Here is a 12,798-nt window from a genome sequence, read left to right as displayed (position 1 = left end):
AAGAGGATTGGTTTGTATGGGCTAAAGTTAGTGTTGTTTTATTGATATTTAAAATTTTATTTTTTTTAAGCATTAATTAAATGCTATTGGGATTTTAATTAACTAAAAAATACATGATATGAAAAGAAGACAAAATTATATTTTTTCAAGATAGCTTTTGAAACCAAGTGTTTAGCCTTATTTTTGAATTCTAAATTGGTTGTGTAGTTGTTTTTATTAGTTTTTAGTTGTTGATTTACCCAAATTTTATCACAGCAAATCACTATTTAGCTAATGGCTATTTAACCATTTACCAAAAACAGTAAATTTTCCTATAATAATAAAAATGGCAGAAATCATAACCATGCCCAAAATGAGCGACACCATGACAGAAGGTGTTGTTGCAGAATGGCTCAAAAAAGTTGGTGACCCTTTAAAGCCAGGTGACGGCTTGATTGCAGAAATCGAAACAGATAAAGCTACAATGGAGCTTGATTTGGACGAAAGAATGGATTTGAGCAATTTTAAAGATTGCCGAATTTTATACATCGGTTTAGAGAAAGGTAAAGCCGTACCCGTGGATAGCATCATTGCTATTATTGGTGAAAACGGTGAAGCCTACGAACAGCTTTTATCTGGTGGTACTCCTGCCAAAGCTGATGCCCCATCTGATGCTCCTGCTACTCCAGAAGAACCCGCTCCTGCTAAACCTGAAGAGAGTGCACCAGCTGTAGATACTTCTAATATCAAAGCTGAAGTAATTGGCATGCCGAAAATGTCGGATACCATGATGGAAGGTACTTTGGTGGCTTGGCTTAAAAAAGTAGGAGATACAATCAAAGCCGGCGATGCTCTTTTGGCGGAAGTGGAAACTGATAAAGCTACCATGGAATTTGATTTAGATAATTTTATTGATGTTACAAAATACAATCCTTGTACATTATTGTATATCGGTCTTGAAGAAGGAAAAACTGTAAATGTTGATGACGTTATTGCTATAATTGGGGAACCAGGTGCTGATTACCAAGCATTATTGAATGGTGGAAAAGCGGCTCCTGCTCCTGCAACTACTCCTGCTGCTCCAGCTGCTAATAATACGCCAGCGCCAGAAGCTAAAGTAGAAGAGTCTGCTCCTGTAGCTGATGCGGATGGAAGAGTGAAGGCTTCACCATTGGCAAAAGCTTTAGCGAAAGATAAAGGTATTAACATTGCTCAGGTAAAAGGTTCTGGTGAAAACGGAAGAGTCGTAAAAGCAGACGTTGATAATTTTGTTCCTGCCGCTGCTGCTCCTAAACCTGCTGAGGCACCTGCTAAAGCGTCAGGAAAACCTGCCGTAGCAGCACCAGTAATTACAGCTGAAGAAAGCTACGAAGAATTCCCATTGAATCAGATGCGTAAAACGATTGCTCGTCGTTTATCTGAATCTAAGTTCTCGGCGCCCGAATTCTATTTAACCATGGAAATCAACATGGATAAAGCGATGACTGCCAGAGTATCGATGAATGAAATTTCTCCAGTGAAAATTTCATTTAATGATATGGTGATGAAAGCCGCTGCTGTAGCTTTGACAAAACATCCAAAAGTGAATTCTTATTGGTTAGGTGATAAAATCAGAATCAATCACCATGTACACATCGGGATGGCTGTAGCTGTTGAAGATGGTTTATTAGTACCAGTAATTCGTTTTGCTAACACTAAATCACTTTCTCAGATTTCTGCGGAGGCGAAAGATTTAGGTGGTAAAGCTAAAAACAAACAATTACAACCAAAAGACTGGGAAGGTAATACTTTCACAGTAAGTAACTTGGGGATGTTTGGTATTGATGAGTTTACATCAATCATTAACCAACCTGAATCATGTATTTTGGCAGTAGGTGGTATTAAAGAAACTGTTGCTGTTAAAAACGGACAATTCTATGCGACTAACATCATGAAAGTAACCCTTACTTGTGACCACCGTACAGTGGATGGTGCAACAGGTGCTGCTTTCTTGCAGACTTTCAAACAATTATTGGAAGATCCAATCAAATTGTTAGTTTAGTCTCGGATATAGGTTAACAAAAAAGCTTGCAGATTTATCTGCAAGCTTTTTTTGTTGATTAGTATTTTTAAAATTTCAACATCGTATAAAAATATTCTTTATCAGCCGTTGGAATAGTGACTAAAGGCTTGTTTTTATAAATGGGATTAGTAGTTTCCCATGCATCAGGCGTGATATGGATTTCTTGATAAACGCCATCAACGTTTGCCCTCAACCATACTTCAGTAGGCTCTATTCCTTCAGAACGCCAGCACATAGCCTCTAACTTTTTCGGACCTACTTTGGTTCTGCAAGGTAAGACGTTGGGAGAATCAGCCCATTCTACGGCTTTGTGTTTTACCCAATTTTTGTGGTCATAACTTTGTTCTGTTTCCCAATATTGTGGAACCATTTCAAGGTATGAATCTCCTCCTCCGTTAGTCATTAACATTTTGATGGCTGCAAAAAAACCTATATAGGTGTCATGGGCTTTGTTATCTACAAAGGAGTTTTTATCCCATTCATGCAAATCTACATTGTTCATATAGTTGATGCTAACAATGTCAAAAGCATAGCGCCGTCCTGCCATTGCCCCTCTGTGTGCTAGGATGGCATCTTCTACGATATTTCCATTGGCTAATTTAACATAAGGGTTTAAACCAATAGGACCTTTGTCTGCAATCACTTTAGTGAGCATCTTGTTTCGTCTGTTATTGAGCTTGTATCTGCAATACCACGATTGCCACTCTAATAAAGTACCCGCTCTTGCTAAGAAATGTTCCGTATTTCTATTATTGCCATATTTATTGATGACAACCGTATTTCCATTGCCTAAATCATAAGTTTTACCCTGTTGCGTAAATTCATGGGAATAAAACGATATTTCATTACTGGGGATAATATTAGGATAATCGATAGGTCGTTTGTTAATGACTCCTTTTGAAGGAATAGAAATAGGAGTGGTAGACGCTAGCCAATCCTCAGAAAATTTTGCTTTGCTATTGGTGTAATCACCATCGGCATCGGGATAGTAAAGCGTCATTTTTTCTCCATTTTCTCGGTCGTGAATATAACCAAGCGTATTAATAGGCCCGCCATAGTCTGATGAAACATCCCCAGTGGTACTTTCAGCCATGCCAATTAACACAGCCCTATGAAGCTTATCGCCATAGTCAGCAGTACCATCTTCTATATCAACGGCCACTAATCCTCTATGCGATTTACCATTGATGTTATCACCCCATCCCATCGTAGCATCTAGGGACGTAGAACGCCCAAAATCATAAGCACCTTCCATGCCTTTGCTAGATAGTTTTTCTCCACCTGACAAGCTTCCTTCAAAAAAACGATGCTGATAAGGGATAGTACTGATAAAATCTTGAAAGCGTTTTCCTACAAAAGGGTCAATATCATTATTCCATGGCTTTCCCCGTTCTAAATCAATTTGCCAGATATAATCAAGACCTCTTTTGCCATAACCACTATAAAACTCTGGTACAATAGTAACATTACCCATTAAGCCTACTTCCCAAGGATTAATATGATTATCAGTAAAAGGCTTGCCCCAGAAATTCCACCAAACCCCCCACTTGGGTCTTATGTATCCCTGTGCATTTGTATAAGTAGGTATCGTGAATTTACCAATTAATTGTAAAGGAAGGTCATTTACTTTGGTTTGTATGGCAATTTCTTTGGCTACATTACTAATTGATTGGGGCGTATTTGTAATTGTTTTGGTAGGTAGTTGCTGTATTTTTTTCACAGTACTCACTGTATGCTCAGTGTGCTGTCCACAAGAAATAAAAGATGTTAAGGTAAATAGGATGAGTGTTTTTTTCATTTTATAAAGCATTATTAATACTTGCAACAAGAGTTGAATAATTGACCAATTTGCAACTATAACGAAAAAAGTATTTGTTAATGCAATACTCTGTTACTTTTTGTTAAAATATCATTTAATTCTTTTTTTATTTCTAATGCTGAAGTCTTAATTCAACGTTTAGAATAATAAAAACGTAAAAGCCATTAATAATCAAATTATTAATGGCTTTTACGTTGAAATGACGAAAGAGTACCTATACCATTATAAAGAGTACCTATACCATTATTTTTTACCAGTAGCTTCTCCGAACACGCGACAGAAGTTTCCTCCACCTATTTTTCCTATTTCATCTGCATTGAATCCGCTCTTTAGTAGTGCGTCAACTACTGCATAGTAGAATCCTGTTTTTTGATCTTGCCAAGCTTCATTGGTACGTTCTCCAACTCTACCACGGTTTTGACCACCGCCTTGCCCATTTTGTGGTTTATTATTTGAAGCACCTTCTGGACGTTTCTCAGCACCTCCGCCTTCTGGTTTTAGACTTCCTTCGGGCTTCGCACCACCAAAACCTCCTGCACTCCTATACGCTGGAGTTAATTTGGTATCTGTACCAATACATACATGGTCAACGCCAATGACATCAACTAAAGCTCTGATGTTTTGAGCATACACCAAAGGCGTGTCAGCTAGATGTGTCCACACACCTATTATACCACCAGTATCAGCAACGATTTTAGCCTGTTCTTTGCTGATAAGTCTTGGCTTCATCATTTTTGCCATAAACTCATTCTTGCCAAGTTGTGTATCAAGACCAGTATGGGAAATAATGACTGGATGTTGTGCTATCTTGAGTGAGGTCGCTATTGTATCTCTATCAGCATGTGCCAAATCCACCAGAATGCCCAATCTGTTACATTCTTTAATTACCTCAGTACCGAATGGCGTTAGTCCGCCAAATCGTGGAGGATTAGTGTATACATCCCCTAATGGTACAGAAGCATCACTATCATGGAGTAAAGTCAGGTGCCGCAGGCCTCGTTCGTAGGCTATGCCTACTCTCTCTAGCTTGCCTTCCAAAAAGTGTCCGCCTTCCACTGATTGTATAGCAATAGGCTTGTGCGTTTTGTGTGCCTTTTGTAAATCTGACAAGTTCAGCGCACGTTTCATGCCATTATTTTTGAGTTGCTCGTCTATGACACTCATGGCATTGAGAAAGCGTTCCCATGCTTCACCCGAATTTTGTAATTTTTGATAATCCAGTGCAAATGTCATGCAGATAGCAGACAAGCCAGACTTTTTCATTTCGCCTGCAAGGTCGATATTAGGGCCAGGCATTTCAGATTTAGTCAGTGGAACATCGATATGATTGTGTGTATCAATACCAATGGTAGATGCTACGAGCGCCGCAACGCGAGGGTCAATCTCATCGATTGCCCAAGCCCAAGATGGTAGAGGATTTAGAACCATTGTAGCCGTGATGCCTGCTACAGCTTTTAGGAATGCTAGTCTAGACCAGTTTTCTTTATTTTCCATAAAGTATAATATTGCTTACTTAATTTTTATCATTGGATGGTCTTTCCCCATCAAGACAAAAGTAGAAGGATATAGTTGTTTTTATGTTGAATATCGCCCATTAGGGTTTAAAAATCGACAACTGTGGGCTATTATCGGGTAAATGCTATAAAATTGGGAGGTAGGAGGAGGTATTTGAAGAAAGAAGAAATATGTGTTAAAACAAAAAAAGACTACTTTTAAAGTAGTCTTTTTAATTTGGAGGGAATCCATGTTGTAGTCCGTACGGGAATCGAACCCGTGTTTCATCCGTGAAAGGGACGTGTCCTAACCCCTAGACGAACGGACCATTGGGTTATGTTACTTATTACTAAATGTACTTCACTTATAAAATACATTATTGACATAAAGAGCTTAAAGCTTCTTTGTAGTCCGTACGGGAATCGAACCCGTGTTTCATCCGTGAAAGGGACGTGTCCTAACCCCTAGACGAACGGACCATTGGGTTATGCTAAATCTTTACTTTACTATCACAAAACATTTTTTGTGATTAGAATTAAAAACCCTCCATACTGATATGAAGGGCTTGTTAACTTCTTGTAGTCCGTACGGGAATCGAACCCGTGTTTCATCCGTGAAAGGGACGTGTCCTAACCCCTAGACGAACGGACCATTGGGTTAAAACTTTTCGATATTTGGTATCGCTGTTCGTTTTTCGTGGTGCAAAGGTAGGGAGAATATTTAGAATACACAACCACAAAATGAAAAAAAAGAAAACAAATTGTTAAAGTTGTTGATAATCAAAACCTTGCAAGGGCGTTTTTTTGAAAAATATTTTTAATAATGCTGAAAGCACCATTCTACTTTTTTTAAATATAAATAAATTATAAATTTAAATCATGAAAATACCATTTTTATAAAACAACATTAGGCTATCAATAATGATTCATTCAAAAATTACCTCACTAAGCTCAAAAATTGCGTGGGAGCAAATTAGGGCAGATACAGCGCTTTTTGACAATTTTGAAAAAAATGTTTTGCCTGCGTATCTCAATAGCTGTAGGTGGTTTGCTGGTAAGGCTAGAATACAGAAATCCTTTAAGGTCACAACAACCTTAGAAATTCCGATGAAGGATTCTATGGCTTTGTTAATGATTATCTCTGTTTCGTATGAAGACGGGGAGGTAGAAAGCTATCTATTGCCTGTTTCGTTTATAGATGCGAGCCATACAAAAGAAATAACACCCAAAGGAATAATCACCTTAGCTTATATCAACAACAAAAGGGGAATCATCGTAGATGCCATTTATGATGAACGTTTCCAGCAAACTATTTTTTATCATTTAGCTCATGCTGAAAACATTGGGCAACAGGAGGGAAGGGTAGACTTTACACGTGGGAAAGGGTTTTTAGGAGAAGATATCAACGCTCCTATTAGCTCTAAAGTCTTGGCCGTTGATTCTTCTAATTCAGCGATTGTGTTTGGCGATAAGTATTTTCTAAAACTTTACAGAAAATTATTTACTGAAACTAATCCAGAAGTGGATATGGTGGAATTTATCACTGAACATTCCACTTTTGCTTTTATACCAGCTTTTGCAGGGAGTATGGTATGGAAACAAGAACAAATGCCAGACATTACCCTTGGGATGATGCAGCGGATGGTGGAGAATCAAGCTGATAGTTGGGTTCAAACAGGAGAGCAGTTAAATGATTTTGTGGAGGCTTTTGTCGCAAAATCGTTTTCGATTAAAGAAGAAGTATTTCAGCAAGTAGAATTGTTGGCACAACGAACAGCGGAAATGCACTTGGCTTTATATAAACCCGAAGCCGAAAAAATGTTTGTTCCTGTTCCTTTTGACGATGCCTACAGAAAGTTTGTTCATGACAGATTAACCAACCTGTTAGATAAAAGATATAACCTCCTCATTGACAACTATACCAAGATTACTGATGTAGTCACAAGGAAGCTGGCTTGGGATTTTATGGAAGCTCGTGAGTTGATTGAGGAGTTTGCAGAGGGAATCCTTGAAAAACCCATTTTTTCACAAAGGATTAGGATTCATGGGGATTATCATCTGGGGCAGGTGTTAGCCACTCAGAATGATTATATCATCATCGATTTCGAAGGAGAGCCTGAGAGTTCTATCACTGATAGGAAAATCAAGCATTCGCCTTTAAAAGATGTAGCGGGCATGATTAGGAGCTATCATTATGCTATTTCAGCAAAAATGTTTAATGACCCTATTTCAGCAAAACTAGATTCACAAAGAATACAAACCGTAGCAGACCGCTGGTATCGATTGATTCAGCAAACGTTTATGGATAAATATTTAGAAACGTTTGGTAACCCACATCCTTTGTTTAAAAACAATAATGAAATTAATTTTTTGATGTTGATTTATCTTTTAGAAAAGGCTGTGTATGAATTAGGCTATGAAATTAATTATAGACCAGACTGGGTTAAAATACCATTAAAGGGAATTGTAAATGTAATTCGTGAAATTGAAAAGTTAAAAATGTAGGTATAATAGCCAAACAAAAGACCAAAGTCGTTAATTAAGCTTTGGTCTTTTTGTTTTATTATAATATGATTAAGTACATTTCAAATGATATAATAGTATTGTTTAAAAGTATTATTTAAGCCATTAAAATAAAAAATTAGATAAATAAAATGTTGTTTTTTGAATACGAACAGATTAATATTGTTCATATAATGATGCTTAATCTTCTGGTTAGGCAGTTTTTCTTCAATTAAACTTAGCACTTTTTATAAAGAAACTAAGCATTTATAAATGACAAAGCCGCAGCTTTTTGAGCAAATTTTACAAAAGCAATCCTATCTATGCATTGGTTTGGATACTGATATTCAGAAAATTCCTAAACATTTACTTACAACAAAAGATCCCATTTTTGAGTTTAATAAACAGATTATTGATGCAACCCATCAATATGCGGTTGCCTATAAGCCCAACATTGCATTTTACGAGGCTTTTGGTGCAAAAGGATGGGAAAGTCTTCAAAAAACATTAGCCTATATTCCCAAAGAGTGTTTTACGATTGCTGATGCTAAAAGAGGAGATATTGGCAATACTTCGGGCTTGTATGCAAGGGCTTTTTTTGATGAAAAAACGTCGGGTTTGAATTTTGATTCAGTAACCGTAGCACCTTACATGGGTGAAGACTCTGTCACACCTTTTTTGGATTTTGATGGAAAATGGGTAATTCTCTTAGCACTTACTTCCAATGCAGGAAGTAAAGACTTTCAGAATCTTACTTTAAACAACGATAAACAACTTTTTGAGGAGGTTCTTACTAAATCTCAAGAATGGGGAAGTTCAGACCAGTTAATGTATGTAGTAGGGGCTACAAAAGCCGATATGCTTCAAAAAATTAGGAGTATTGTTCCTGACCATTTTTTGTTAGTACCAGGCGTAGGTGCACAAGGAGGAAGTTTAGAAGAAGTTTCTAAATTTGGTATGAACAAACAGTGTGGTTTGTTAGTTAATTCGTCAAGAGCTATTATTTATGCGTCATCTGGGGAAGATTTTGCAGAAAAGGCTGCTCAAGAAGCCCTTAAAGTTCAGGGAGAGATGCAAACATATTTGGCTACCTATTTATCGTAGAAAACTTTTGATATGCAAAATGATAACGAAATCAGGCTTGAACCTGCTCCGTGGAATTTGACTGGCAATGCCTATGCATTGATTTATAAATTTCCAAAGGAATTTGTAGTAGAGAATGGTTTTATGGAAGATTTTCAAAAAAAGCGTTTTCTGGGCTATTTTGGTACAGTCATGTTGGTAGATTATCAGTCTTCAAATGTTGGGCAATACCATGAATTATTGTTTATCCCAGGAATGTTTACCTTTGATTGGGCAAAAGTTTTTTCAATTAGTAAAATCTATGTGTCTTCTGAAGAAAGTGTTTTAAATGGACACAAAAACTGGGGAATTCCAAAAGAAAAAGCTGATTTTGAATGGGTTGAAGATAAAAATGGTGTCAAAAAAATAAAAGTTAGTATAAATAACCATGTTATTTTTGAGGCAACGTTAAGTAAAGGTTTTTTGAGTGTTCCTGTAAAAAGTAATTTTTTTCCTTTGAAGCTGGCGCAAAAACTTAATAGTGATTTAATGCTTACTCCTTTTAATTTTAGAGGAAAAGTTAAATTTTTAAAAATAGGTAAAATTCGGGTTGACGGAGGATATTTTCCAGATATTACACGTTTATCACCATTATTAACTATTCAAATTAATAATTTTGATATGAGATTTGAAATGCCACTTATTAGAGAAAACTATTTCGAATAAAATTTATTGGTTTTATCTAAGAAATAATTACTTATTTTTTTGTGGATTGAGAAATGTGTATATATATTTGTTAAAGGTTTACTATTGAAGGTTTTGCTTCTACAAAGAGCCCCTTTTAGTAACTTTTAATAATTAACTGAATAACATCCGCCAAATGTTAGGACGAGAAAAGCTTTTGTGATAATAGTGATAGGCTAAAGCTTAAAGCATTTCTCCAGATTTATTGACCCTTTCATTGTGCAGATATCAATCAAAACAAATTGTTAATTAAACTGTTTTATATTTTATTACTTTTTAATGTAATAAATAAAAATATACGCTGTAAAAAGCAAAGGGATTTTTCCCGAAAAGATTACTACTTAGGCGGATTGTGTAAAGACTCGGAGCTATGCATCGAGTCTTTATTTTTTGTTATAATTTTGCTCAAAAAAAGTTTATAGGCTTATTTATCCAATTTATGAGAGGTTCATAAATGAAGAACTTAACGAAGATTTAACAATTTATTTTAAAATCTTCTCACTTAAATCATCATATTTTTTCGCTCAAATAACAAATTCTTAAAATTCACATCAAAATTTTAGCTTGGAATGTCTAAATTCTTGGTTCGTGTAATTCTTGAAAAAATCATAGCGTTTAAAATACAAAATCTATGAATTTGTATTAATTTTACTTCATCAAATAACAAAATTATGGCGGTAATTATTTTATTTGATATTCAATTATGATATTTTAAATTCTATTTATGGCGGTAAAAAGACTTTTAAAATATTATAATATACAACATGCTTATACCATGCTTGTTTAAAGATTATTTTAAAAAGACCCTTGAATTGGCGGATTCATAGGTCTTTTTTTTTGGACATTAAATTTAAAAGGGATGATACTTCATAAGTGTCATCCCTTTTAAATTTATTTGACTTTTAATATACTAGCACCGAGCGGTGGAATATTGAGTGAAATAGAGTAGGCTTTTCCTTGCCAAGCAATCTCTTCTGCCATGATAAGCGATTTGTTTGTTTTTCCGCTACCTCCAAAATCATGTTCATCAGAGTTTAATATTTCATTCCAAATACCCATCATAGGTACGCCAATTCTGTAGTGTTCTTGTGGAACTGGTGTCATGTTCAGAATAATAATCAATTGCTCTTTACTAACATTTCCTTTTCTAGCATATATTACGATTGAGTTATTTCTATCAGATGTATCAATCCATTCAAAACCTTCATGTGAAAACTGTTTTTCATATAATGCAGGCTCCGTTTTATACATATGGTTTAATGCTTTTATCAAGTTCTGAATGCCTCTGTGAGGAGCGTGGTCTAGTAGCCACCAATCCAAACTTTTCTCAAAATTCCATTCACCTGTTTGTCCAAATTCACCTCCCATAAAAATAAGATTTGTTCCAGGGTGAGTAAACATGTATGAAAACAACAGCCTTAAATTGGCAAATCTTTGCCATTCATCGCCTGGCATTTTACTTACCAGCGATTTTTTACCATACACCACTTCATCATGAGATAGTGGTAACATAAAATTCTCCGTAAAAGCATAGTTGGTCGAGAAAGTTAATTGATCTTGGTGATGACGACGATACATTGGATCTTTTTGGAAGTATTTCAAGGTATCGTTCATCCAGCCCATCATCCATTTCTGTCCAAACCCTAAACCACCTGCATAAATAGGTCTTGAAACGCCAGAGAATGAAGTTGATTCTTCTGCGATAATTTGAATATCTGGAAACTGAGCGTAAAGCGTCTCATTCAATTCCTTGAACAAAGAAATGGCTTCAAGGTTATGATTGCCTCCAAAAATATTTGGTTCCCACTCTCCATGTTTTCTTGAATAGTCTAGGTATAGCATTGATGCTACCGCATCTACTCTTAGCCCATCCGCATGATAACGTTCTAGCCAATAAACAGCATTTGAAATCAAGAAACTGCGAATCTCGTTTCTACCATAATTAAAGATATACGACTTCCAATCGGGGTGATACCCTCTACGCATGTCTGGATGTTCGTAAAGGTGAGTGCCATCATATTCATACAACCCATGCGCATCGCCAGGGAAATGTGAAGGAACCCAGTCGAGGATTACGCCAATATCGTTTTTATGACATTCTTCTACCAAGTACATGAAATCTTGTGGTGAGCCAAAACGAGAAGATGGTGCAAAAAAACCAAGTACTTGATACCCCCATGACGGTTCATAAGGGTGCTCCATGATGGGCATGAATTCAACGTGCGTAAAGCCCATTTCTTTCACGTAATTCATTAGTTGGTCGGCCAATTCTACAAAACTAAGCTTTTCATTGCCATTCTTTCTTCTCCAAGAACCAACATGCACTTCATAAACAGACATGGGTGATGATAAAGAATTTTTGGTGTGGCGTTTAGCCATCCAATCAGAATCCGTCCATTCATACCAATTATCCCAAACGATAGAGGCTGTGCGAGGAGGTATTTCAAATTGTTGTGCATAAGGATCCATCTTTTCTATAAGACGGTTATCTTGCGTCTGAATACAAAATTTATAGGTTTCCCCTTTGCCGATATAAGGAATAAAACCTTCCCAAATACCAGAAGCATCCCAACGTACAAAAAGATGGTGACTACCTTTATCCCAATAGTTAAAATTTCCAATGACTGATACCGATTTAGCAGCGGGTGCCCAAACAGAAAAGTAAACGCCTTGCACACCTTGATATTCGGTAATATGTGAGCCGAATTTCTCAAATAAACGATAATGCTTGCCAGCTTTGAAAAGATGAATGTCGAAATCAGAGAAACGGCTGAATGCTTCTACATTTTTAAGTACTACCGGAGTAGAAACAGGAGCTTGAGTTTCCTCTATAACTTCTACAACAGCTTTTTTAGTTACTTTTTTCTTAGTTGTTTCGGTTGATTGAGTAGTTGTTTTTGACGTTTTTGCCATTTTTAATGATGGTTAATGGAGTTTTGCGAAGCTTATAAATGTCATTTAGTAAATATAAAATTTCTTTTGAAATAGATTTTGTTAATACGATATAACTTATCCTGCCAACTAGTGAAATGTAAAATACTATTAAAAAAAATAGGATAAATTTGTTTTCGCTTTTTTGTTTATTTGTTCGTGGAATAATCTATTTTTTTATCAAATATACACTATTTTTGCCTCTT

The 12,798-nt window shown here is 36.1% G+C and carries 7 protein-coding genes and 3 tRNA genes; 4 read left to right on the top strand and 6 right to left on the bottom strand.

The genetic code is table 11. The annotated features are described in order from the left end of the window. Positions 1 to 325: 325 nt before the first annotated feature. Positions 326 to 2,020 carry a dihydrolipoamide acetyltransferase family protein gene (locus tag AC1RNE_RS02330; RefSeq protein ID WP_492799437.1) on the top strand — a complete coding sequence of 565 codons (1,695 nt, stop codon included), beginning with the start codon at positions 326 to 328 and terminating at the stop codon, positions 2,018 to 2,020. Positions 2,021 to 2,087: 67 nt separating this feature from the next. Here AC1RNE_RS02330 and AC1RNE_RS02325 read toward each other — a convergent pair whose 3' ends face one another. The 5 genes from AC1RNE_RS02325 to AC1RNE_RS02305 form a co-directional block, all read right to left on the bottom strand. Then, positions 2,088 to 3,839 (bottom strand): hypothetical protein, encoded by a 1,752-nt coding sequence (locus AC1RNE_RS02325; RefSeq protein WP_492799436.1) that lies wholly within the window; start codon positions 3,837 to 3,839, stop codon positions 2,088 to 2,090. Positions 3,840 to 4,103: 264 nt separating this feature from the next. After that, the gene (locus tag AC1RNE_RS02320) at positions 4,104 to 5,354 is read right to left on the bottom strand and encodes a dipeptidase (RefSeq protein ID WP_492799435.1); all 1,251 of its coding nucleotides are present in this window, start codon (positions 5,352 to 5,354) and stop codon (positions 4,104 to 4,106) included. A 256-nt stretch (positions 5,355 to 5,610) separates the two neighbouring features. Beyond that, positions 5,611 to 5,682: transfer RNA gene (locus AC1RNE_RS02315), tRNA-Glu, on the bottom strand. 79 nt (positions 5,683 to 5,761) lie between these two features. Further along, positions 5,762 to 5,833: transfer RNA gene (locus tag AC1RNE_RS02310), tRNA-Glu, on the bottom strand. Between the two features lie 100 nt (positions 5,834 to 5,933). Beyond that, positions 5,934 to 6,005: transfer RNA gene (locus AC1RNE_RS02305), tRNA-Glu, on the bottom strand. A gap of 269 nt (positions 6,006 to 6,274) precedes the next feature. Here AC1RNE_RS02305 and AC1RNE_RS02300 point away from each other — a divergent pair. The 3 genes from AC1RNE_RS02300 to AC1RNE_RS02290 all read left to right on the top strand — a co-directional run bounded on the left by AC1RNE_RS02300 (position 6,275) and on the right by AC1RNE_RS02290 (position 9,643). Continuing rightward, entirely contained in the window at positions 6,275 to 7,858 is a 1,584-nt protein-coding gene (locus tag AC1RNE_RS02300; RefSeq protein ID WP_492799434.1) for a putative maltokinase, read from the top strand. Between the two features lie 270 nt (positions 7,859 to 8,128). Continuing rightward, a complete protein-coding gene (pyrF, locus tag AC1RNE_RS02295) occupies positions 8,129 to 8,959 on the top strand; it encodes an orotidine-5'-phosphate decarboxylase (RefSeq protein ID WP_492799433.1) in 831 nt (276 codons plus the stop codon). 12 nt (positions 8,960 to 8,971) lie between these two features. Next, complete coding sequence (locus AC1RNE_RS02290) at positions 8,972 to 9,643, top strand: acetoacetate decarboxylase family protein (protein WP_492799432.1); 672 nt, start codon at positions 8,972 to 8,974, stop codon at positions 9,641 to 9,643. A gap of 909 nt (positions 9,644 to 10,552) precedes the next feature. Here the strand turns inward: AC1RNE_RS02290 and glgB are convergent. Further along, positions 10,553 to 12,574 carry a 1,4-alpha-glucan branching protein GlgB gene (gene glgB / locus AC1RNE_RS02285; protein WP_492799431.1) on the bottom strand — a complete coding sequence of 674 codons (2,022 nt, stop codon included), beginning with the start codon at positions 12,572 to 12,574 and terminating at the stop codon, positions 10,553 to 10,555. Between the last annotated feature and the right edge of the window lie 224 nt (positions 12,575 to 12,798).

The sequence above is a fragment of the Arcicella sp. GW822-FHT02H01 genome (assembly GCF_058802005.1).
Note: the sequence above shows the minus strand (reverse complement) of the source record. Positions and strands in the feature narration are given on the sequence as shown.

Excerpts from the sequence above, each read along its gene's own strand:
- AC1RNE_RS02300 (WP_492799434.1), top strand. The coding sequence starts at position 6,275 with ATGATTCATTCAAAAATTACCTCACTAAGCTCAAAAATTGCGTGGGAG.
- AC1RNE_RS02290 (WP_492799432.1), top strand. The coding sequence starts at position 8,972 with ATGCAAAATGATAACGAAATCAGGCTTGAACCTGCTCCGTGGAATTTG.
- AC1RNE_RS02320 (WP_492799435.1), bottom strand. The coding sequence starts at position 5,354 with ATGGAAAATAAAGAAAACTGGTCTAGACTAGCATTCCTAAAAGCTGTA.
- AC1RNE_RS02325 (WP_492799436.1), bottom strand. The coding sequence starts at position 3,839 with ATGAAAAAAACACTCATCCTATTTACCTTAACATCTTTTATTTCTTGT.
- glgB (WP_492799431.1), bottom strand. The coding sequence starts at position 12,574 with ATGGCAAAAACGTCAAAAACAACTACTCAATCAACCGAAACAACTAAG.
- AC1RNE_RS02330 (WP_492799437.1), top strand. The coding sequence starts at position 326 with ATGGCAGAAATCATAACCATGCCCAAAATGAGCGACACCATGACAGAA.
- pyrF (WP_492799433.1), top strand. The coding sequence starts at position 8,129 with ATGACAAAGCCGCAGCTTTTTGAGCAAATTTTACAAAAGCAATCCTAT.